The sequence below is a fragment of the Mycolicibacterium pallens genome (assembly GCF_019456675.1).
Taxonomy (GTDB): domain Bacteria; phylum Actinomycetota; class Actinomycetes; order Mycobacteriales; family Mycobacteriaceae; genus Mycobacterium; species Mycobacterium crocinum.
The window spans coordinates 2583199-2605303 of sequence record NZ_CP080333.1 but is presented as its reverse complement, the minus strand read 5'-3'; the positions used below and the strand labels follow the sequence as shown (position 1 = coordinate 2605303).

Annotated in this window: 21 protein-coding genes; 10 read left to right on the top strand and 11 right to left on the bottom strand. The window is 67.9% G+C overall.

The features are described from left to right. Together alaS and K0O64_RS12825 are read right to left on the bottom strand one after the other, a co-directional pair. On the bottom strand, positions 1–2697 hold the full coding sequence (gene alaS / locus K0O64_RS12830; RefSeq protein ID WP_096311313.1) for an alanine--tRNA ligase: 2697 nt from the start codon (positions 2695–2697) through the stop codon (positions 1–3). Positions 2698–2769: 72 nt separating this feature from the next. Further along, complete coding sequence (locus K0O64_RS12825; RefSeq protein WP_071945359.1) at positions 2770–3171, bottom strand: secondary thiamine-phosphate synthase enzyme YjbQ; 402 nt, start codon at positions 3169–3171, stop codon at positions 2770–2772. A 126-nt stretch (positions 3172–3297) separates the two neighbouring features. Here K0O64_RS12825 and K0O64_RS12820 point away from each other — a divergent pair, with 126 nt between their 5' ends. Then, positions 3298–3918 carry an antibiotic biosynthesis monooxygenase gene (locus K0O64_RS12820; protein ID WP_096311312.1) on the top strand — a complete coding sequence of 207 codons (621 nt, stop codon included), beginning with the start codon at positions 3298–3300 and terminating at the stop codon, positions 3916–3918. 54 nt (positions 3919–3972) lie between these two features. Continuing rightward, positions 3973–4635, top strand: a complete 663-nt coding sequence (locus K0O64_RS12815; protein ID WP_096311311.1) for a hypothetical protein — start codon at positions 3973–3975, stop codon at positions 4633–4635. Here the strand turns inward: K0O64_RS12815 and K0O64_RS12810 are convergent. Together K0O64_RS12810 and K0O64_RS12805 are read right to left on the bottom strand one after the other, a co-directional pair. Then, entirely contained in the window at positions 4607–5692 is a 1086-nt protein-coding gene (locus tag K0O64_RS12810; protein ID WP_096311310.1) for a methyltransferase, read from the bottom strand. The genes K0O64_RS12815 and K0O64_RS12810 overlap by 29 nt on opposite strands. A 22-nt stretch (positions 5693–5714) precedes the next feature. Then, positions 5715–7037, bottom strand: a complete 1323-nt coding sequence (locus tag K0O64_RS12805) for a replication-associated recombination protein A (RefSeq protein ID WP_096311309.1) — start codon at positions 7035–7037, stop codon at positions 5715–5717. Between the two features lie 35 nt (positions 7038–7072). Here K0O64_RS12805 and K0O64_RS12800 point away from each other — a divergent pair, with 35 nt between their 5' ends. Continuing rightward, on the top strand, positions 7073–7942 hold the full coding sequence (locus K0O64_RS12800) for a DMT family transporter (protein WP_096312835.1): 870 nt from the start codon (positions 7073–7075) through the stop codon (positions 7940–7942). On the opposite strand, the gene K0O64_RS12795 is transcribed toward K0O64_RS12800, so the two are convergent. Continuing rightward, positions 7919–8518, bottom strand: coding sequence for a TetR/AcrR family transcriptional regulator (locus K0O64_RS12795; protein ID WP_225933706.1), 600 nt, complete (start codon positions 8516–8518; stop codon positions 7919–7921). The two genes, K0O64_RS12800 and K0O64_RS12795, sit on opposite strands and share 24 nt — an antisense overlap. A gap of 78 nt (positions 8519–8596) precedes the next feature. On the opposite strand from K0O64_RS12795, the gene K0O64_RS12790 reads away from it, so the two are divergent. Further along, positions 8597–9385, top strand: coding sequence for an SDR family NAD(P)-dependent oxidoreductase (locus K0O64_RS12790; protein ID WP_096311308.1), 789 nt, complete (start codon positions 8597–8599; stop codon positions 9383–9385). A gap of 67 nt (positions 9386–9452) precedes the next feature. Here the strand turns inward: K0O64_RS12790 and K0O64_RS12785 are convergent, their stop codons facing one another. After that, entirely contained in the window at positions 9453–10178 is a 726-nt protein-coding gene (locus tag K0O64_RS12785) for an IclR family transcriptional regulator (RefSeq protein WP_071945374.1), read from the bottom strand. 105 nt (positions 10179–10283) lie between these two features. Here K0O64_RS12785 and K0O64_RS12780 point away from each other — a divergent pair, with 105 nt between their 5' ends. The 3 genes from K0O64_RS12780 to K0O64_RS12770 are packed head-to-tail and all read left to right on the top strand — an operon-like array spanning position 10284 to position 12398. Next, a complete protein-coding gene (locus tag K0O64_RS12780) occupies positions 10284–11138 on the top strand; it encodes an LLM class F420-dependent oxidoreductase (protein ID WP_096311307.1) in 855 nt (284 codons plus the stop codon). A 10-nt stretch (positions 11139–11148) separates the two neighbouring features. Beyond that, entirely contained in the window at positions 11149–11625 is a 477-nt protein-coding gene (locus K0O64_RS12775; protein WP_096311306.1) for a nuclear transport factor 2 family protein, read from the top strand. After that, on the top strand, positions 11622–12398 hold the full coding sequence (locus tag K0O64_RS12770; protein ID WP_096311305.1) for an SDR family NAD(P)-dependent oxidoreductase: 777 nt from the start codon (positions 11622–11624) through the stop codon (positions 12396–12398). The genes K0O64_RS12775 and K0O64_RS12770 overlap by 4 nt, the downstream gene beginning before the upstream one ends. Here K0O64_RS12770 and K0O64_RS12765 read toward each other — a convergent pair. Further along, positions 12395–13606, bottom strand: coding sequence for an acyl-CoA dehydrogenase family protein (locus K0O64_RS12765; protein WP_096311304.1), 1212 nt, complete (start codon positions 13604–13606; stop codon positions 12395–12397). The genes K0O64_RS12770 and K0O64_RS12765 overlap by 4 nt on opposite strands. A 145-nt stretch (positions 13607–13751) precedes the next feature. Further along, complete coding sequence (locus K0O64_RS12760) at positions 13752–14591, bottom strand: DUF3097 domain-containing protein (RefSeq protein WP_096312834.1); 840 nt, start codon at positions 14589–14591, stop codon at positions 13752–13754. Positions 14592–14675: 84 nt separating this feature from the next. Between K0O64_RS12760 and K0O64_RS12755 the strand changes: the two genes are divergently transcribed. From K0O64_RS12755 to K0O64_RS12745, 3 genes are read left to right on the top strand one after another with little or no spacing between them, the layout of a single operon-like run. Further along, a complete protein-coding gene (locus K0O64_RS12755; protein ID WP_096312833.1) occupies positions 14676–15908 on the top strand; it encodes a serine hydrolase domain-containing protein in 1233 nt (410 codons plus the stop codon). Between the two features lie 58 nt (positions 15909–15966). Then, a complete protein-coding gene (locus K0O64_RS12750) occupies positions 15967–16434 on the top strand; it encodes a MerR family transcriptional regulator (protein WP_071945384.1) in 468 nt (155 codons plus the stop codon). Continuing rightward, a complete protein-coding gene (locus K0O64_RS12745) occupies positions 16427–17464 on the top strand; it encodes an SDR family oxidoreductase (RefSeq protein WP_071945386.1) in 1038 nt (345 codons plus the stop codon). Before K0O64_RS12750 ends, K0O64_RS12745 begins: the two co-directional genes overlap by 8 nt. Here K0O64_RS12745 and K0O64_RS12740 read toward each other — a convergent pair. The 3 genes from K0O64_RS12740 to K0O64_RS12730 are packed head-to-tail and all read right to left on the bottom strand — an operon-like array spanning position 17436 to position 22094. Further along, positions 17436–18512: a zinc-binding metallopeptidase family protein gene (locus K0O64_RS12740; protein WP_071949891.1), complete on the bottom strand. Its 1077-nt coding sequence runs from the start codon at positions 18510–18512 to the stop codon at positions 17436–17438. The genes K0O64_RS12745 and K0O64_RS12740 overlap by 29 nt on opposite strands. Continuing rightward, positions 18505–19431, bottom strand: a complete 927-nt coding sequence (locus tag K0O64_RS12735) for a transglutaminase family protein (RefSeq protein ID WP_071945388.1) — start codon at positions 19429–19431, stop codon at positions 18505–18507. The genes K0O64_RS12740 and K0O64_RS12735 overlap by 8 nt, the downstream gene beginning before the upstream one ends. Continuing rightward, entirely contained in the window at positions 19398–22094 is a 2697-nt protein-coding gene (locus tag K0O64_RS12730) for a circularly permuted type 2 ATP-grasp protein (RefSeq protein ID WP_096311303.1), read from the bottom strand. The genes K0O64_RS12735 and K0O64_RS12730 overlap by 34 nt, the downstream gene beginning before the upstream one ends. Positions 22095–22105 lie beyond the last annotated feature (11 nt).

Below are 22105 nucleotides of genomic sequence, written 5' to 3'. Positions count from 1 at the left end.
CTAGCTCCGCGCGATCTCTGCGCGAACCGCCCCCAGTGCCGCATCGATTCCGCCCGGGTTCTTCCCGGATCCCTGTGCCAGATCAGCCTTGCCGCCGCCCCGCCCGTCGACCGCCGAGGAAATCTGCTTGATCAGGTCGTTGGCGCGAAGCCCCGCGTCCTGTGCGGCGGGGTTGGTGGCGACGACGAACGGAACGGTGCCTTCGTCGCCTTCACTGATGAGCACCACGACACCGGGTTCGGAACCCATCTTGCCGCGAATGTCACCGACCAGGGAGCGCAGATCACCGGCGTTCATCCCGGCCGACATCCGCTGCGCCACGAGACGGACCTTACCCACCTGCTCGGCACCTGCGGCGGCGTTCGCCGCGGCGGCCCGCGCGGTAGCCAGCCGAACCCGGTCGAGTTCCTTCTCGGCGGCCTTGAGCCGCTCGACGAGATTGGCCACCCGCGCCGGCACCTCTTCCGACGGCACCTTCAGCGACGTGGCCAACCCGGCCATCAGCGCGCGCTCCTTGGCCAGGTGCCGGAACGAGTCCAGTCCCACGTAGGCCTCGACACGGCGCACACCGGAGCCGACCGACGACTCACCCAGAATGGTCACCGGACCGATCTGCGCCGAATTGTGCACATGGGTGCCGCCGCAGAGTTCCAGCGAAAACGGCCCGCCGATCTCGACCACCCGGACCTCGTCCGGGTACGACTCGCCGAACATCGCCATGGCGCCCATCGCCTTGGCCTTCTCCAGCTTCTCGTTAAAGGTGTGCACCTCGAAGTCGGCCTGCACGGCCTCGTTGGTGACTTCCTCGACCTGTGCGCGCTGCTCGTCGCTCAACGCGCCCTGGTAGTTGAAGTCGAACCGTAGATAACCAGGACGATTCAGCGATCCGGCCTGAACGGCGTTGGGCCCCAACACCTGTCGCAGTGCGGCGTGCACCATGTGGGTTCCTGAGTGGCCCTGGGTGGCGCCGCGACGCCACTCCGGGTCGACGGCCGCGGTGACGGTGTCGCCCTCGACGAACTCGCCGGACTCGACGTTGACGCGGTGCACCCACAGGGTTTTCGCGATCTTCTGCACGTCGGTGACCGCGGCCTTGGCCGCACCGCCGCCACCGGTACCGCTGATCCACCCGGCATCGGCGATCTGCCCGCCCGACTCGGCATACAGCGGGGTGCGATCCAGCACGATCTCGACGCGCTCCGCGGCCTGCTCACGACCGCCGTGGGCCACCACCGGCACCCGCTTACCGTCGACGAAGATTCCGAGAATCCTTGCCTCAGAGGTCAATTCGTCGAAGCCGGTGAACTCCGTCGGCCCGGCGTCGACCAGTTCACGGAACGCCGAGAGGTCGGCGTGCGCATGCTTGCGGGCCGCGGCATCGGCCTTGGCGCGGCGGCGCTGTTCGGCCATCAGCTCACGGAAGCCGAGCTCGTCGACGCTGAGGCCGGCCTCGGCGGCCATCTCCAGCGTCAGCTCGATCGGGAAGCCGTAGGTGTCGTGCAGCGTAAACGCCTCCGAACCGCCCAGCACGCTCTTACCCGCGGATTTCGTTGCCGCAGCGGCATCTTCGAACAGCTTCGACCCCGACGCCAGCGTCCGGTTGAACGCGGTCTCCTCGGCCACCGCGATGCGCTGGATCCGGTCGAAATCGCTGACCAGTTCGGGATACGACGGACCCATCGCGTCGCTGACCGTGACCATGAGCTCGGCCATGATCGGCTGCTCGACACCGAGCAACTTGGCCGCGCGGATGATGCGCCGCAGCAACCGGCGCAGCACGTAGCCGCGGCCCTCGTTACCGGGGGTGACGCCGTCGCCGATGATGATCGCCGCGGTGCGGCTGTGATCGGCGATCACCCGGTAGCGGACGTCGTCCTCGTGCGACCCCTGGCCGTATCCGCGCGGTGCATACTCGGCGACCTTGTCGATGACCGGACGCAGCAGGTCGGTCTCGTAGACGTTGTCCACGTTCTGCAGCAGGCAGGCGATGCGCTCGACACCCATACCGGTGTCGATGTTCTTGCGGGGCAACGGCCCGAGGATCTCGAAGTCCTCCTTCGACGTGCCCTCGCCGCGCTCGTTCTGCATGAACACGAGATTCCAGATCTCGATGTAGCGGTTCTCGTCGGCTTCCGGGCCGCCCTCGACGCCGTACTCGGGGCCGCGGTCGTAGTAGATCTCCGAGCACGGACCACACGGCCCGGGAATGCCCATCGACCAGTAGTTGTCGGCCATGCCGCGGCGCTGGATCCGCTCGATCGGCAGACCGGCGACCTCCTGCCACAGCTGCACGGCCTCGTCGTCGTCGTAGAAGACCGTCGCCCACAGCCGCTCCGGGTCGAACCCGTAGCCGCCCTCGGCGACCGGTTTGGTCAGCAGGGTCCACGCCAGCTCGATCGCACGGCGCTTGAAGTAATCGCCGAACGAGAAGTTGCCCGCCATCTGGAAGAAGGTGTTGTGGCGGGTGGTGATACCCACCTCGTCGATGTCGGGGGTGCGAATGCATTTCTGGATGCTGGTGGCCGTGTCGTACGGCGGGGTGCGCTGCCCGAGGAAGAACGGCACGAACTGCACCATGCCCGCGTTGACGAACAACAGGTTCGGGTCGTCGAGGATCACCGAGGCACTCGGTACCTCGGTGTGGCCTGCTTGCACGAAGTGATCCAGGAATCGCTTCCTGATCTCGTGTGTCTGCACTGGGTTTCCTTGCGTTCTTAGGTGCGGCTCGACGGACGCTTCGACCGCACTACATTACCGGGCGCCTTCTGCTCAGCCGCCGACGAAGCTCAGCCGGACCGATCGGCGCGGATTGTCCCGGTTCAAGTCGACGAGCACGACGCTCTGCCAGGTGCCCAGCAGCGGCGTGCCGTCGGCCACCGGGACCGTCACCGACGGCGCGACGATCGCAGGCATGACGTGGTCGGCGCCGTGTCCGGGTGACCCGTGGGAGTGCCGGTAGCGGTCGTCGCGCGGCAGCAGGCGTTCGAGGGTGTCGAGCAGGTCGTCGTCGGAGCCGGCCCCGGTCTCGATGACGGCGACGCCGGCGGTCGCGTGCGGCACGAACACGTTGAGAAGTCCATCACCACGGCCACGGCAGAACGACCGCACCTCGTCGGTGAGGTCGACGATCCGCCGCCGGGAGCTGTCGATGTCGAGCACGTCGGTGTCCACGAAATCCAAGCCTACGGACGTGTGCCAACCTCGGCGAAACCGTTGCCACCTCATATCGGGTGGAGGAAGGTGAAGGGTGCCGGTGGCGCCACCGGGGCGCTGCCCCGAAGTCGAAGGGGGTGGACCGTGCACGCACGCTCTACCACGTTTGCCGCGCGCCCGGAATCCATCGACGCCGGAATCGCGGTGTTCCGCGACGAGGTGATGCCGGCGTTGCAGGCCATGACCGGATGTGTGGGCATGTCACTTCTGACCGACCGTGAATCCGGCCGCTGCATCGTCACCACCGCCTGGGAGAACAGCGCGGCGATGCACGCCAGCGCCGCGGAGGTCCGGCTGTTCCGCGACCGGGCGGCGCAGGTACTGGGGGCCACCCCATCGGTGGACGAGTGGCAGATCGCGGCGCTGCACCGCGATCACCGCTCCGGCGACGGCGCGTGCGTCCGGGCCACGTGGCTGCAGGCCAGACCGGACCAGTTCGATCAGGCCGTCGAGTTCTACAAGACGACCGTGTTGCCGGAGATCGAGCAGCTCGACGGGTTCTGCAGCACCAGCATGATGTGTGATCGCTCGTCGGGCCGCGTCGTGGTGTCGACGACCTACGACAGTCACGACGCGATGGAACGCAGCCGCGACGCCGCGCGGTCGCTGCGGACCGCCCTGCTGCGGGATCTGGGTGCCGATCAGCTCGACGTCGGCGAGTTCGAGCTGGCCATCGCCCGGCTGCGCGTACCGGAAATGGCCTAGAGGGGTGACTTAAGTCTCTGCACATGGATCCGGGCCGGGGCTAGTTTTCGGGCCATGGGCAAGCAGAGACCGGTACTGGCCGCGGGGATGGCGCTGGCCGGCATCGCCGGGGTGTACCGCTGGGTGATTCGGCCGAAGATGTACGCCTGGGGAGCCACGGCCGACGAGGTCGCCGCGGAGCTTCCCGGAGACCGTCTGGTCGAACCGGGGCCGCGCACCACCCGCGCGATCACGATCGACGCTCCGGTCGAGGAGGTCTGGCCCTGGCTGGTGCAGATCGGTGAGAACCGTGGCGGTTTCTACAGTTACGACGTTCTCGAACGGCTGGTGGGTGCCCGGATTCGGAATGCCGACGTCATCCACCCGCAATGGCAGGAGCTACAGGTCGGCGACACCGTGTGGCTGGCGCAGCGCTACGGCCATTCGGCCAGACAGGTCGTCGCGGAGGTGGAACCGATGTCGCATCTGGTGCTGATGTCGCCGCCGGACTACCAACGGATGCACCGCGGCGAGAAGGCATCCGGCGCATGGGCGTTCTATCTGATCCCGCAGGGCGGGCAGACCCGGCTCGTGGCCCGCGGCAGTGGCGGTCCCGTCGGGCAGAGCGCCTTCGACATCGTGCATTTCGTGATGGAGCGCGGGATGCTGCGGGGCATCCGGCGGCGAGCACAATCCGCGCGAGCCGACGTCAGACCGGTATCGCTTCCACCACACTGATCGGCGACGCGGTCTCCACCACGCCGGTCAGCCGGAAGCCGGCCTGCGCGAGCAGCTCGCGGTACTGCTCGGTGGTGCGTTCCCGGCCGCCGGCGACGACCAGCATTTCCAGATCCACCCACTTGCCGATGAAATCCCCGTCGTGGTCCGGGATGACGAATTCGAGGAGCAGCAGTGTCGCGCCGGGTTTGATCGCGGCCCGGACGTTGCGCAGGATCGTCAACGCTTGCTCGTCGGCCCAGTCGTGGATGATGTGCTTCATCACGTAGGCATCGCCACCGCCGGGCACCGACTCGAAGAATGAGCCGCCCTGTACCTCGACGCGGTCGGTGAGCCCGAACTCGGCGAGCAACTTGGGTGCGTCGGCGACGACCTCGGGCATGTCGTAGAGGACGCCGCGGGCCGTCGGGGTGGCGGCCAGTATCGCGGCGAGCAGCCGCCCGTGCCCGCCGCCCACGTCGACGATCGTCGGGTAACGGCTGAAGTCGTAGCCGGCCACCACGGGCTGCACCGCGAACTCCGAGATGCTCGTCATCGCGTTGTTGAACAACTCGGCGAATTCCGGGTCCTCGCCCAGATACTCGAAGAATTCCTTGCCGCGCAAGGACTCGACGACGGGTTTGCCGGTCGTGACCGCGTCGAGTAGATGGGTCCAGTGCTCGCGCTGCTGGCGGGATCCGTAGAACAGCCCCGCGCCGCGCATCGACACCGCCGAGTCGGTCCGCAGCGTCTCGCCGAGTGCGTTGAGTCCGTAGCGGCCGTCGCGATGCCGCCGGAACACCCCGCGGCTGACCAGGGCCCGCATCAAGCGGTTCACCCCGTCGGGGTCGGCGCCGACGCGTTCGGCGAGGGTGGCTGCCGGCAGCGGACCATCGGCCAGCGCGTCGGCAATGCCGAGAGCACTCGCCACCTGGATCGCCTGGGACACCCACGTTCCGAGCAGCAGCTCGAGCATCTGGGCCGGGGCCGGGGCCATGCGGCGGCTCAGCCGGGTCAGCTGGCTTCGCACGTTCTCGACGAGCCGTACAACTCGCGCCGGTGGGACCTTGTCGGTCATGGGGTGTCGTCCTCCTGCAGGGTCAACGCCTGCGCCTGATGATCGCCCGCAGCTTGTCCAGCCGACTGGCGATCTCGCGCTCCGCGCCGTGATTGGTCGGCTTATAGTAGTCGACGCCCACCACCTCGTCAGGCGGATACTGTTGCGGCACAACGCCGTCGGGGTCATCGTGCGGGTACCGGTAGCCGACGGCGTTGCCGAGCTTGGCCGCCCCCGCGTAGTGCCCGTCCCGCAGATGTGCAGGCACCAAACCCGCCTTGCCGCTGCGGATGTCGTTCATCGCCGCGCCGAGCGCGGTGGTGACCGCATTGGATTTCGGCGCGGTGGCCAGGTGTACGGTCGCGTGCGCCAGCGTCAGCTGCGCCTCGGGCATGCCGATCAGTTGGACGGTCTGCGCGGCGGCGACCGCGGTCTGCAGCGCCGACGGGTCGGCCATCCCGATGTCTTCACTGGCCAGGATCATCAGCCGACGCGCCACGAAACGGGGGTCCTCCCCCGCGACGAGCATGCGCGCAAGATAGTGCAGCGCGGCGTCGACGTCGGAGCCGCGGATCGACTTGATGAACGCGCTGATGACGTCGTAGTGCTGATCGCCGTCGCGGTCATAGCGGACGGCGGCCTTGTCCAACGACTGCTCGATGGTCTCGACGCTGACGTGCTCGCCACTCTCAGCGGCGACTTCCAGCGCGGTCAGCGCGCGGCGGGCGTCACCGGCCGACAGCTGCACGAGCAGGTCGACGGCGTCGTCGTCGACGGTGACGGCACCGCCAAGACCGCGGGGGTCTTCGATGGCGCGCAACACCACGGTGCGGATGTTGTCCGCGGTCAGCGGCTGCAGTTGCAGGATCAGCGAGCGCGACAGCAGCGGCGCGACGACGGAGAACGACGGGTTCTCGGTGGTGGCGGCCACCAGCAGCACGACCCGGTTCTCGACCGCCGCGAGCAGGGCGTCCTGCTGGGTCTTGGAGAACCGGTGCACCTCGTCGATGAAGAGCACGGTCTGCTCGCCGTACGCCGCGGCGCGGCGCGCATTGTCGATGACGGCACGCACTTCCTTGACGCCGGCGCTCAGCGCCGAGAGCGCCTCGAAGCGCCGTCCGGTGGCCTGAGACACCAGCGACGCCAGCGTGGTCTTACCGGTGCCGGGCGGGCCGTAGAGGATCACCGACGCCGCGCCGGAGCCCTCGACGAGGCGGCGCAGCGGCGAGCCCTGGCGCAGCAGATTCTCCTGACCGACGACCTCGTCGAGGCTCGCCGGGCGCATCCGTACCGCCAGCGGAGCCGACGTCGGCGCGGCCGAGCTGCCGTCGGCATCGCCGGGCACGTCGAACAGGCTGTCGGACACGCCCTCAGACTTACCACGTTCGTAAGGTGGTCGTCGTGACCGCACGCGGCTGGGCCCTGTTCGCCGCGATGAGCGTCATCTGGGGTATCCCGTACCTGTTGATCAAGGTGGCCGTCGACGAGGTGTCGGTGCCGGTGCTGGTGTTCACCCGGTCGGCGGTCGGCGCGGTGCTGCTGTTGCCGCTGGCGGTGTCGCGGGAGAACCGCGCCCTGCTGCGCAGGCACTGGAAAGCAGTGGCGGCCTTCGCGTTCTTCGAGATGATCGCGGCCTGGCTGCTGCTATCGGACGCGGAGCGGCACCTGACGAGCTCGCTGACGGGGCTGCTGATCGCCGCCGCGCCGATCATCGCGGCGGTGTTGGACCGTCTGACCGGCGGTGAGCGGCTAGGCCCTGTCCGGATGGCTGGGCTTGGCGTCGGGCTGGCCGGGGTCGCGGTGCTGGCCGGGCCCGGCTTGTCGGCGGGCGGGGCGTGGCCGGTCATCGAGGTGCCGCTGACCGCGACGTGTTACGCGATCGCGCCGTTGATCGCCGCGCGGTATCTGGCGGACGTGCCCGGCCCGGCGCTGACCTCGGCCTGCCTGGGTCTGGCGGCGCTGGTGTATCTGACTCCGGCCGCTCTCACGTGGCCGTCGCACGCCCTGACCGGACACGCTTATGCGGCGATCGCGGCTTTGGCCGGGATATGTACGGCGCTGGCGTTCGTGGTGTTCTTCGCACTGATCAGGGAGGTGGGAGCCACGCGCGCGCTGCTGTTCACCTACGTCAATCCGGCGGTGGCGCTCATCGCCGGGGTGGCGCTGCTGCGCGAACCGCTGACCTGGTTCCACATCGCCGGATTGGTGCTGATCCTGACGGGCTCGGTGCTGGCGAGCCGGATGTCGTCAGAACACGTCACCGACCAGTAGCCGGCATGCCACGTCGACATCGGCGAGCGCGTCCTCGGGCCGCAGCGCGCCGCCGACGGTCCACGTGAGGATGCCGAACGCGGCCTGCTGCACCAGCCGCGAGCGGCGCAGTTGTTCGTCGGTCGGGTTGTCGATACCGGCGATCTCGAGGATGAGGTCGCGCAGTGTGGGGTCGTCGGGCGCATCGGCCTGCGCGCGGACGATCTGCGTCGAGGTGATCATCGCGTGGGCAAGATGTTTGTGCCGCAACAGGTTTCGACAGGCAGCGACCATCAGATTGGCAATGTCGTCGGCGGCGTCACCGCTGGGTGGTGGCGGTCGGAAGCGAGCCACTTGGTCGTCGAGCACCGCCGCGAACACGTGATGCTTGGACGGGTAGTAGCGGTACAGGGTGCGGAGCGCGACGCCGGCGTCGGCCGCGATCTCCTGGGCCTGGATGCGATCGATCTCCCTGGCCAAACCCAGTCGGGTGGCCGCGGACAGGATCGCGCCACGGCGATTCTCCTGGTCATCGGTCGCCGGGCGGGCCGGCGCCCGGGGCTCTCCGATCCGCGGCACGCCCTCAGTATCGGGCATGAGGTAGGTCACCGCGCACCGGTACCGATCAGCGGGACGCTCGTCACGGTTTGGTTCGGGGCACGCCACGATCGGTAGATGTCCTATGCGAAATATGGCCCGTGGGCGGTGATCGCCGGCGGTTCTGAGGGCGTGGGCGCGGAGTTCGCGCGCCTGTTGGCCGAGTCGGGCGTGAATCTTGTTCTGGTGGCCCGCAAACCGGAGCCGCTGGCGGTGACCGCGGCTGCGTGCCGCGGGCTGGGCGTCGAAGTACGCACCGTGGCAACCGATCTCGTTGCTCCAACTGCGGTGTCAGAATTGACCGCGCTGACTGACGGGCTCGAGGTCGGGCTGTTCATCTACAACGCGGGCGCCAACACCTGCAGTGCCGAGTTCTTGGACGCTTCGCTGGCGGATTTTCAACGGGTCATCGACCTGAACATCACCACGATGATGGCGCTGACGCAGCATTACGGACGCTTGATGCGCGAGCGGCGGCGCGGCGGGATCCTGTTGGTCGGCTCGATGTCCGGGTATCTGGGCTCGGTGCGCCACACGGTGTACGGCGGGGTGAAGGCCTATGGGCGGATCTTCGCCGAGGGCCTGTGGCTGGAGTTGCGCGACTACGGCGTCGACGTTTTGGAGCTGGTACTCGGGGTCACCCGCACACCCGCGATGGAACGGGTCGGGCTGAACTTCGACGTGCCCGGAATGCGAGTGGCCGACCCGGCCGACGTTGCACGCGAGGGCCTGGAGCAATTACCGAACGGCCCGGTGTTCGTGGCCGGTGGTAACGCGGAAGATGTTGCGCGGCGCGATGATCCGGACCGCACGAAGGTGGTGGCCGGCGCGCACCGGATGATGCAGAAGCTGATGGGGCTGACGTAGTCGCCGAGCGTGCTGGTTACCGTCGAATTCTCGTCACGAATCGACGACAGGGCGCACGCTCGACGAGCTAGTTGTTCGCGCCCGCCAGGGCGCGAGCGATCCGTGCGGCCGACGCGGCGACCAACGGCTGGCATCGCTGCGCGAGCACCCGGTCTGAGGTGACCAGCCCGATCGCCGCACGCGAACCGACCGTCGCCGCCACCGACACCATCGGGGCGGCGTAATCGCCGTGACGGACGACGACCCGGCGGCGGACCTTGTGCAGTTCGCCCCACCACGCGGCATCGGGCTCCCAGCCCTGGACGTAGCTCAACTCGGCGACCACATCCTCCGGCGACAGCCCGGCCAGCGCGGCAACGCCCAGTGCCACCCGGTGCGCCGGAATGCGCGCCCCCACCGACGTGGGTACCTGGCGCGCCGACGGCCCGCCCAACTTGTCCAAGTGAACGACCTCGCCGCGGTCCAGCAGACCCAGGTGCACCACCGCACCCGTGCGCACCTGGATCTCGTGCAGCACCGGCGCCGCGACCGACCGCAGTCGCACGTCGGCGCTGTCGCCGGCACCCCACGCCGAGGTGCGCGCCCCGAGCCGGTACCCGCGACCCGAATGGGTCAGCCACTGCAGTCGCACCAACTGGTCGAGGATGCGGTGCGTGGTCGAGCGGGGCAGGTGCGCCCGCGCGGCGATCTGGTCCAGGGTGAGCCCTGCTGACGTGTCCTCGAAAGCGTCGATGATGGCCGTGAACCGGTCGAGCATCGAGGCCGGCGCAGTGTCGGTCAGAGCCGCGGTCATCGGCACTCCTGTCGGCTTGGGGAGAATTCGTTCTACCGCACCGTAGCGGTCTCGATCACCGAGACGCAAGCATTCGGTCGGTGTGGCGCCGGTTAGAACAGCACTGTGCGGATCGGACTGTCGACGCCGATGGTGATGCAGCTGCCCGGAGTCTCCTCTGAGTGGGAAGTGTCCGCAGGAGTCGCCGACCTCGCCCGCATCGCCCGCACCGCCGACGAACTGGGCTTCGACCACCTCACGTGTGCAGAGCACATCGCCGTTCCGGTCGGCGAAGGCGGGCAGCGCGGTCTGACCTATTGGGATCCGCTCTCGACTCTGGGATTCCTGGCCGCCCACACCAGTCGCATCACGCTGGCGACATCGGTCGTCGTGCTCGGCTATCACCACCCGCTGGACATCGCCAAGCGGTTCGGCACGCTGGACCGGCTCAGCGAGGGCCGGCTTGTACTCGGAGTCGGCGTTGGGTCACTGGCCGAAGAGTTCAAACTGCTCGGCGCCGAGTTCGACGGCCGCGGCGAACGGGCCGACGACGCGATCCGCGCGTTGCGCGCCTCGCTGTCCACCACCCGGCCGTCCTACCGGGGCAGCCACTACGAGTTCGACGGGTTCGCCGTCGAACCCTGCGCCGTGCAGGAGCACGTGCCGATCTGGGTGGGCGGGCGTACTCTGCGCTCGCTGCGCCGGGCGGCACGTCTGGCCGACGGCTGGATTCCCTTCGGCCTCACTACCGCCGACGTAGAGGCGATGCTGGCAAAAGAAGACCTTCCGCCTGGGTTCGAGGTGGTGCTGTCCACCGGCCAGGCCGTCGACCCGGTTGCCGATCCCGACCGAACTGTCAAGCGGCTCATCGCGTTACGCGACGTCGGCGCCACGGCCGTCACATGCTCGGTGAGCTCCGACTCCCCCGGCCACTATTGCGACCAGCTCGCAGCATTGAAGGACCTGGCCGCCGAACTGTAGAGAGGACGCCGTGAGCGACACCCTGGAGAACCTCGAGAAGCGGTTAAAAACCCTTGAGGACGAACGTGATATCGCCCGGCTCATCGCCTCCTACGGGCCACTGGTGGACTCCGGTGACCCCGACGCGGTCGCCGCACTGTGGGCGGTGGACGGCGGCTACGACACCGGCGACTGGCAGATGTCGAGTCGCGCCGACGTCGCGGCGATGGTGCGCTCCGAGCAGCACCAGGGGTTGATCGCCCGCGGCTGCTGTCACTTCTTCGGCCCGCCCGCGGTCACCGTCGACGGTGACCGGGCCGTCGCGATCTGCCAGTCCATGCTGCTGGTACGACGGGAGGCGCGCGGCTTCGCCGTGGCTCGCGCCGGTGTGCACCTCCTCCACTTGCAGCGCAACGAGAGTGGCTGGGAGATCGTCAGCCGCACCGCCCGCCAGCTCGACGGCAGCGGCCAGGCCATCGAACTGATCGAAGCGGGGTTCGCCCGATGAGCGGCGTGTTAGACGGCAAGGTCGCACTGGTCACCGGCGCCGGCGCGGGAATCGGTGCGGGCATCGCCCGTCGCTTCGCCGATGAGGGCGCACGCGTGGTGGTGGCCGAATTCGACACCGCGTCAGGTGCTTCGATGGCCGACGAGATCGGCGGACTGTTCGTCGCCACCGACGTGTCGAAGCGGGACCAGGTGGAGAACGCCGTCGCCGCGGCGGTTTCCGAATACGGGTCGATCGATGTCCTGGTGAACAACGCCTGGGGTGGCGGCGCGATCGGACGCGTGGAGAACAAGACCGACGACGAGCTCGCACACGGTCTGGCCGTCGGGTACTACGGCCCCTTCTGGGCGATGCGCGCGGCCTTCGGCCACATGAAGGAACGCGGCTGGGGCCGGGTGATCAACATGTGCAGCCTCAACGGCGTCAATGCACACATCGGCTCGCTGGAGTACAACGCCGCGAAGGAGGCGCTGCGCACCCTCACCCGGACCGCCGCGCGGGAGTGGGCACCGACCGGGGTGACCGTCAACGCGATCTGCCCGGCCGCCAAAAGCCAAGCGTTCCTGGCTGTTACGGCTCAGCATCCCGAGATCGAGGCGATCGCCGACGCCGCCAATCCGATGGGCCGGATGGGTGACCCGTACGACGACATCGCCCCGATCGCGGTTTTTCTGGCCAGCGAGGGCTCGCGCTATCTCACCGGCAACACCCTGTTCGCCGACGGCGGCAGCCACATCAACGGCGTGGCCTGGGCGCCTGACTTAGGCGATTAGCGAAGCGGCAGGCCGGTCAGGGCCCGTGCGATCACCAGTCGCTGAATCTCGCTGGTGCCCTCGAAGATCGTGAAGATCTTGGCGTCGCGGTGCATGCGCTCCACCGGATAGTCGCGGGTGTAGCCGTTACCGCCCAGGATCTGGATCGCCTCGTCGGTGACATAGACCGCGGTCTCGCTGGCGAACAGCTTGGCCATCGATCCCTCCGCCGAGGCGAACGGCTTGTTGTTGCGCATCATCCAACCAGCCCGCCAGATCAGCAGCCGGGAGGCGTCGATGCGGCTCTTCATGTCGGCGAGCTTGAAGCCGGTGCCCTGGAAGTCACCGATCGGGCGGCCGAATTGCTCACGCTGGCAGGCGTATTCGAGGGCGTACTCGTAGGCGGCCCGAGCCACGCCGAGCGCCATCGCGCCGACCGCAGGCCGGGTGCGCTCGAAGGTCGCCATCGCGGCCTGGCCGGAGGTGCGCTTGCCTTCGCGGGCGCGGGCGATCTTCTGTTCGAATTTCTCCATCCCGCCCAGGATCAGGTTGCCCGGCAGACGCACGTTGTCGAGCACCACCTCGGCGGTGTGCGAGGCGCGGATGCCGTGCTTCTTGAACTTCTGCCCCTGCGAGAAGCCGGGCGTGTTCGGCGGAATGATGAAGGTGGCCTGACCGCGGGTTCCGAGCTCGGGATACACGGAGGCGACGACGATGTGGACATTGGCGATACCGCCATTGGTGGCCCAGGTCTTCGTGCCGTCCAGCACCCATTCGTCGGTGGCCTGCTCGTAGCGGGCGCGGGTGCGCACGGCACCGACGTCGGACCCGGCGCCGGGCTCCGAGGAGCAGAACGCGGCCAGATGCGGATCACCGGGCGTGCCGAACATCTCCGGCAGCCAGTGGCCCAGTTGCTCGGGGGTGCCGTTGGCGGCCAACGCCGCGGCGGCCAGCCCGGTGCCCAGGATCGACAGGGCGATACCGGCGTCGCCCCAGAACAGCTCTTCGAACACGGTGATCATCCCGAGGCCGGACGGTTCGGCGGACATCTCCGCGAACAGCTCGGGGGTGTACAGGCCGACCTTGGCGGCCTCCTGGATCAGCGGCCAGGGGGTTTCTTCGCGCTCGTCCCACTCGGCGGCCGCGGGTCGCACCACGTCGGCGGCGAACTGGTGGACCCAGTCGCGGACGTGGACGACTTCTTCAGGCAGTTCAAGGGAGAAAGTCATGGCTCTAGCAGGCTCCGGATCATCTCGTACCGCGTCGGCCGCATCGAGTGACGACCAGACTGCAGTCGGCGGTAAATCTCGTACAGTGAACGACTGTACACCGAGCGGTGCCTTATCGAGCCTGCGACGTTCGTCACACGCGCAATCAGGCGGGTTGCGTTACGAAATCGATAAGCTCCTCGACCCGGCCGATCAGCGCCGGCTCCAGATCGGTCCAGTCGCGGACCGAGGAGCGGATCCGTTGCCAGGCCCGCGCGATATCGGCCTGGTCATTGTGCGGCCACTTCAGCGCCGCACAGATCCCGTGCTTCCACTCGACAGTGCGCGGAATCGACGGCCACTCCCTCAGGCCCACCCGCTCGGGTTTGACGGCCTGCCAGATGTCGACATACGGGTGACCGACGACCAGCGTGTGCTCACCGCCGGGCCCGCGCCGGACCTCCTCGGCGATGCGCGCTTCCTTGGAGCCCGCCACCAGGTGATCGACCAGGACACCGAGCCGTCGGCCCGGACCGGGACGGAACTCCTTCACGATGCCGGCCAGATCGTCGACGCCACCGAGATATTCGACGACGACACCTTCGACGCGAAGGTCCTCGCCCCACACCTGCTCGACGAGTTCGGCGTCGTGGCGCCCTTCGACGTAGATGCGGCTGGCCAAGGCGACCTTGGCGCGGGCATCGGCGACCTTCACCGAGCCGGATTTCGTCCGCTGCGCCGCCGCGGGCGCCGCCCTGCGCAATCCGGTCAGGATCACCGGCTTGCCTTCGAACAGAAAGCCGGGACCGAGCGGGAACACCCGTCGCCGGCCCTTGCGGTCCTCGAGCTCGACGCGTGATCCTTCGACACCGACGACCGCACCGACGAAGCCCGACTGCGGATCCTCGACGACCATGCCCAGTTCGACGGCCTGTTCGGTGGATCGGGTCTTGTGTGCATTGTGCGGGTTGTTGGCCAGTACGTCGGCGCCATAGCGATCAGCCACCCGGCGATCGTAGGGGCCCCCGCTGCGAATGTGGCCCTGCGGCACGGCGCGTCGACATATCCTCTCGGCAACAGTGAGGGGTCGATCGTGCTCAAAGTTGCGGTGTCGCCAGACATGATGGGCGGTGATGTCGACGAGGGGTACGGCAAGGTGGCCGACGCCTTCCGCGCGAACCTGGCCTCCGGCAAGGAGATCGGCGCGGCGGTGGCCGTGTACCGGGACGGTGACAAGGTCGTCGACTTGTGGGGCGGTTACCGCAACGGGCTGACCAAGGCGCCGTGGCAGGCCGACACGATGGTCAACATGTTCTCCACGACGAAGGGCATCACCGCGCTGGCCTTCGCCGTCGCGGTGTCGAAAGGACTGCTGTCCTACGACGCCAAGGTCGCCGATTACTGGCCGGAATTCGCCCAGGCCGGCAAGGGCGATATCACCGTGCGTCAACTGCTCGCCCACCAGGCCGGTCTGTGCGCACTCACACCCCCGCCACGTCTGGCCGACATCGCCGACCCCGAGCGACTGGCGCCGATCCTGGCCCGCCAGGCGCCGGCGTGGCGGCCGGGTACCCGGCATGGCTACCACGCGATCACGCTCGGCTGGTACCAGTCCGAGCTGATTCGCCGCACCGACCCGGCCGGGCGGACGGTGGGCCGGTTCCTGGCCGACGAGATCGCGGCGCCGCTCGAGCTGGATCTGCACATCGGACTGCCGCCCCACGTCGATCGCAGCCGAATTGCCTTGTTACATCAGTGGAAGCGAGCCGAATCGCTGCTCCACTTGAACGTGATGCCCGCGGGCTTCGCGATAGCCGCGTTGAACCCGGTCGGTCTGGCCGCCCGCACCACCGCGGTGCCCAGCGATGTGAAGCCGTGGGACGGCGACTACAACCGCGATGCGGTCCGTGCGGTGGAAATGCCGTCCAGCAACGGGATTGGGACGGCACGAGCCGTGGCCAAGTTCTACGGCGCCGCTGCCACCGGCGGCGCGGAGTTGGGCTTGACCGACGACGTTCTGCACGAGCTGATGGCGCCTGCCAGAGAACCCAGCGGCGGCATCCGCGACAAGGTGATGAACGTCAAGGTGTTGTTCTCGTTGGGATTCTGCAAGCCCTACCCTCTCGTGCACTTCGGCTCGTCCGACAAGGCCTTCGGAACACCGGGTTTCGGTGGATCATTCGGGTTCGCCGACCCCGACACCGGGGTGGGTTTCGCGTACGTGATGAACCGGCTGGGCTTTCATCTGGCCAGCGACCCGCGTGAACTTGGGCTGCGCCAAGCGGTGTTCCGCGACGTGCTCGGAGCGCGGCCGCAAACGTAGCAGGCGTGACACGACGCACACTTGACTTGAAGCGCTTCAAGTTCGCCATAGTGGAGGCATGCCGACCACCCCGTTGACCAGGGACCTGACCATTCAGGAGGTATCCCGTCAGAGCGGTCTCACCGAGTCTGCGCTGCGCTACTACGAGCGAATCGGACTGATCGACCCGGTGCCCCGCGATGAGAGCAGCGGTCATCGCCGGTACCCACCGAAGGTCGTCGAGGCCATCGAATCGCTGAGCTGCCTGCGCAGCACCGGCATGAGCGTGCACGACATGCGCACCTACGTCGACAATATGCGTCGCGGCGCGGCGGCCGCCGCCGATCAGCGGCAACTGTTCGACGACCACGCCCGGCGCCTCGCCGATGACATCGCCCGACTGCAGGTGCGGCAACAGTATGTGGCCGCCAAAGCGCAGCTATGGGCGGCGCGTGAACGAGGCGACTCCGCCACTGAAGATGCTCTCGTGCCCGGCATCATCGCTCTCGGAGCGGAGCTGATGTCAGAGGAGAAGATCGGTGCCTGAACTCAGCCGGGTGCTGGTGACCGGCGGCTCGGGGTTCATCGCGGGCCACCTGATTCTCCGGTTGCTCGCCGACGGGTACCGCGTTCGCACGACGGTCCGAAACATCAATCGCGAGAACGATATCCGCGCAACCCTCGGCCGAGCCGGCGCCGAGGTCGATCGACTGGACATCGTTGCCGCCGACCTCACGTCTGATGGCGGCTGGGACGAGGCCGTGCGCGGCTGCGAATTCGTCCAACACGTGGCATCGCCGTTCCCGGCGCGCCAACCGGACAACGAGGACGAGATCATCATCCCGGCCCGGGAAGGCACACTGCGGGTTCTTGAGGCAGCGTCGGCGCATCGAGTGCGCCGCGTCGTGATCACCTCATCGTTCGCCGCCATCGGCTACAGCCCCAAGCCGTCCGGACAGCCGTACGACGAGACCGACTGGACCGACACCAACGACCCGGTCAGCCCGTACGTCAAGTCCAAGACGGTGGCCGAGCGCGCGGCATGGGACTTCGCGGCCCGGCCGGGCAGTCCCGAAGTGGCCGTGGTCAATCCGGTCGGAGTGTTCGGGCCGCCGCTCGACGGCAACCTGTCGACCTCCGTACAGATCATCGACGCTCTGCTGCACGGGCGACCTCCGCTGCTGCCCCGCGCCTCGTTCGCGGTGGTCGATGTCCGCGATGTCGCCGACCTGTTGATCCGCGCCATGACCGATCCCCGGGCCGCCGGTCAGCGCTACCTGGCCGCGGCGGGCCAACCGGTGACGCTGCCCGACATCGCCGCTGTGCTGCGCCGGCGGCTCGGCGCCGCGGCGGCGGCAGTGCCCCGCCATCAGCTGCCCGACTGGGCGGTGCGCGCGGCGGCGCGATTCGCCCCGCCACTGCGCGAACTGTCCGGTCTGCTCGGAACGCCGAAGGCGGTGAACAACAGCAAGGCCATCACGCAGCTGGGCTGGCACCCGCGGCCGATTGCCGACACCGTCACCGCGACAGCAGACGGCCTGCTGCGACTCAGCTCTGCTGTTGCTGCTGACCGCTGATCGCCGCGTCCAGCTTGGTCGGCGACGACGTCACCTCATCGATCACGGTGTGAATGAAACGCATCTTCTCGAGGACCGGAACCGGCAGCACGAACGGGTAGAGATCGTCTTTGCCCATCGACCGGTTCACCATGTTCAGCGACCACGCCAGCGGTAACCACATCTCGAGAATGTTGTCGAAACCGCTGGGCCCCAACACTCGTCGCTCGTAGGTGGCATTGGCCGGGGCGATGCCGAACGCCGCAGCGGTGTCCAGGGTGTCGCGGATGTGCAGGTAGTGTGCGAACGTCTCGGCCCAGTCCTCCGCCGGATGCATGGTGGCGTAGGAGGACACGTAGTTCTCCTCCCACCCGGGCGGCGCACCCTCGCTGTAGTGCCGGTCCAGCGCGGCCTGGTAGTCGGCGTCCGGATCACCGAACAACTCGTTGAACCGTTCGAGGTAATCGGGGGACGTTCCGACGAGCCGGTAGAAGTAGTAGTGACCCACCTCGTGGCGGAAATGGCCCAGCAGCGTGCGGTACGGCTCGTCCATCGAGGTTCGTAACTGCTCGCGATGGACGTCGTCGCCCTCGGCGAGATCCAGAGTGATCAGACCACTGTCGTGGCCGGTGAACACCTTCTCGTTGGCGCTGGACAACAGGTCGAAGGCCAGTCCGTACTCCGGGTCTTCGTCGCGGCCGACGATCGGCAGCTTGAGCTCGTACAGTTCGGCGATCAGCCGCCGCTTCGCCCGCTCGGCCAGCGCGAACGCGGCCAGTGCCGCGGTGTCGTTGTCGTTGGGCCGGGTGCGGGTGAGCCGGCATGACGCACACAGCTGCCGGACCGGCTCGACATGGACCAGCCAGTTGCATTCGGCCAGATGGAGATTGGCGCACAGCTGGAACTCGGCGGCGTCGACGGCTCCACCGTGTTCGCTGTCCTCTCCGGAGGCGATCACCAGAAAGGCCATGTCGTCCAACGAGAATCCGACCGAGCTTCCGCACGACAGGCACACCGAGTTCTCGAATGCCAAGTGCTGGCCACAGTTGGGACAGATGAAATCACGCATGCAGAACACCCCCGTCGTATGGTGCGACGTCCACCGAGACGTCGATCACGCTGTGTTCGGAATCGGTGTAGATGATGCCGCGCAACGGCGGAATGTCGGCGTAGTCCCGACCCCAGCCGACGGTGATGTAGCGCTCGTCGACCAGTTGGTCGTTGGTGGGATCGAGGCCGAGCCATTCGTTTTGCGGGGTCCACACCGCGGCCCATGCATGGGTGGCGTCCACGCCGTGCATCCGTTCCTTTCCCGGCGGCGGGTCGGTGGCGAGGTATCCCGACACATAACTCGCCGCCAATCCGTTGGCGCGCAGGCAGGCGATCGCCAGCCGGGCGAAGTCTTGACATACCCCTTCTCGCGCCAGCAAAACCTGGCTCACCTGGGTGGACACCGTTGTGGACCCCGACTTGTAGGTGAAGTCGGAGAAGATTCGGGAGTTCAGATCACGAAGCACCTCGACCAGCGGGCGGCCCGGCTCGAAACTCGGTGCGGCATACTCGCGTACCTCATCAGTGATCTCGGGTGGCCGCAGGTCGAGGCTGAACTCGGAGGCCAGCGCGCCGTTGTGACCGACGGGACGGACGGCTTCCCAGGGTGACAACGCCCAGGCCGCCCCGTAGCGCTCGGCCGGCGGCGGATCGACCTCGACGACCGAGCGGCTGGTGACGGTCAGCGCCCGGTGGTGTTCGGTGACGTGGAAGTACGAGCTGATGTTGCCGTAGACGTCCAGGCTGGTGGACCGGTCGGCCGGTATCGGGTCGATCTCGAGTTCGTATGCGAGACAACGTTGTCCGGCGGTGTCGCGGGGTGTGAGGTGGCCTCGGCCGTACGAGCTCGTGACCACATCGGAGTAGCCGTACTCGGTGCGATGCGTGATTTTGTAGGTGCGAGTCACGGCATCACCCGCATCTGGTCCGGCCCCCACAGCGGCTGCATCCCGCCGGGCAGCGACAGCTGGGTCTGGTTGATGACGTCGGACAGGTCACGCAGCGCGCTGTGCATTCCACTGAGCAGCCCGTCGAGCTCATGTCGGCGTCCTTCGTCGTCGACGTGCTCGAGCTCGGCGGGATCCAGCCTGCGCAACCGGGTGCTGATCTCGTCGACCAGCCGTTCCGGCCGCGACGAGCCCGACGCTCCGGGCAGCATGCGTAGATTCGACCGCAGCCGTTCCAGTTGATACACCAGCGATCTGGGATTCTCCCCGTCGAACAGCACCAGGTCGGCCACCGCAGCGACACTGACCTTGCCGAGGTTGCGCCTGCGGTAGATCACCGACGACTCACACACCACCAGAGCGGATTCGGTGATGGTCTGCTCGGCACCCGGGCTGCGCACCGTGGTCAGCGTGGCGCGCAGCAAAGCCGACAGCGCCAGCCCGCGCTCGATGCGCTTGCCGATGTCCATCATCGTCCATCCGGCGTCGCGCACCATCGACTCGGCGGCCACACCGGACATCGCCAGCATTCCGGCCAGGGTCTGTTGCTGGGCGGCGGCCAGCTGGGTGTCGTCGATCCGCGCCCCACGCGCCGAGCCGGCCTCGGTCAGTGCCCGCTCGACGGCGCCGAGCACCATCCAGGTGTCGTTGGACATCTGGTCGCGCACGGAACGGGCGGCCAGCCCCAGCCGTTCCACAGAATGGGCCAGCGATCCGGGGCGTTGTCGGTCGACGGTCAACGACCAGAGTGTGCGCCACGCGGCCGATACCGCCTCGGCGTAGGTGCCGGCCGCCTCGGTTTCGATCCCGGTGACCGCACCCAGCGCCTCCAGCAGGACGGGCACGCATTCGCTGCCCTCCATGTCCTGCCGGTAGCGATATTCGTGGTAGCGCTCGCGGGTGACGATCAGCAGCCGGGCCAGGTTCTCGGCCCGCTCGCCGTAGCGGCCCATCCAGAACAGGTCGGACAACACGCGCGGAGAGCTGATCGACCGGGTGCCGCTGGGCAGTTCCACCGGAGGCACGGTCAGCGTATCGACCCTGGCGCGAGTCGGGGGGCGAACCCAGACATCCTTGGCGGCAAGGGTTTTCAGGGCGTAGGCGGAATTTCCCGGCGCCAGCACATAGCCAAGCCCGCCGATCATCGGCGCATACCCGCCCCGCTGCGACACCGTGAACAACCGCATGCCGACGCTGGCCGCCGACAACCCGCCCGGAAAGTGGTCGGTGGGCGCGGAGGAGAACTGCGGCAGTTCCTGCCCCACCCATTGCCAGGGCTGGTCCTCGATGCGCGCGGCCAGTTCCTCCCGCTGCGCCGACGACAACGCCGGACCCACAATCGTCTCGCCGCCGACGGTCGACTTGATCAGCAAGTTGTTCAGCCGCGCCAACAGATGCGAACGCTCCCGCTCGAAGCCGCCCCAGTACAGCTGTGGGGTGTCCAGCAACGGCTTCTCCCCCAGCAGCCGATCCGCCAGCTGCGGCAGGAAGCGTTGCAGCCCTGGGCTTTCCAAGACTCCGGCACCGAGCGTGTTGACCACCGTCACCGCGCCGCGCCGCTGCGCCTCGACCAGTCCCACCACCCCGAGTCGCGAATCGGGCCGCAGATCCAGTGGGTCGGCGTATTCGGCGTCGACCCGACGCAGCACCACATCGACCCGCTTCAGCGTGCCGAGCGACCGCATCAACAGCTTGCCGTCCCGCACCACCAGATCGGCGCTCTCCACCAACGGGAAGCCCAGCACCGATGCCAGATACGCCTGGTCGAATGCGGTCTCGGAGTGGATACCGGGACTGAGGACCACAACCACCGGATCTTCGGCGGCCTCGGGTGCGGCCTCGATGAGCGCCAGTCGCAGCGCCTGGGCGAACGGCGAGCTCGGGCGCGGACCGATGCGCTCGTAGACATCGGGCACGGCATGCGCGACGACCCGGCGGTCTGCCAGTGCATACCCGGCGCCCGACGGCGCCTGCGCCCAGTCGGCGTTGACCATGAACCGTCCGTCGGCGGCCCGGCTCACGTCGCAACCGAGCATGAACAACTGATGGCGGCCGGGGTTCTCGATGCCGCGGGCGGCACGGATGTAGCCGGGGTGGCCGAACAGCAACTGGGGCGGCAGGATTCCGGTGGTGATCGCACGCCGCTCGCCGTACAGATCGGTCAGGACGGCGTCGAGGAGCCGAGACCGTTGCAGCACACCGGCTTCCAGGGTCTCCCAATCGGCTGCGGACACCACCAGCGGTATCCCGTCGAGATGCCAGGTGCCGGGCGTCGCGATGCCTTCGCCGTCCACCTCATCGATCTCGATATAGGTGATGCCGTCGTTGTCGACGAGCCCGCGCACCACGCCGCGCAACCGCTCGAGCCCGGCGCGGCCGCGCTCGCCGATCAGATCACCGAGTTCCTGCCACGACGGACGGATGGTGCCGGTGGCGTCGACGAACTCGTCGTACCCGGTGCCGCCGAAGGCTCCGGCGCCGCCGCGTGGGAGGTCGAACAGGGCGTCCTGGGCGCGCGCGGCACGGTACCCGGCGAGCAGACGGTCCGGGTCGTGGCTGGGCCGGCTCAGTCCCGAACCGGCAGCGGACAGCGACAACGGCCCACCTCCTGATTCTGAAGAGCTTTGCGCACGCACCTGGCCCGCCCCGAGCATATTCGGGTCGG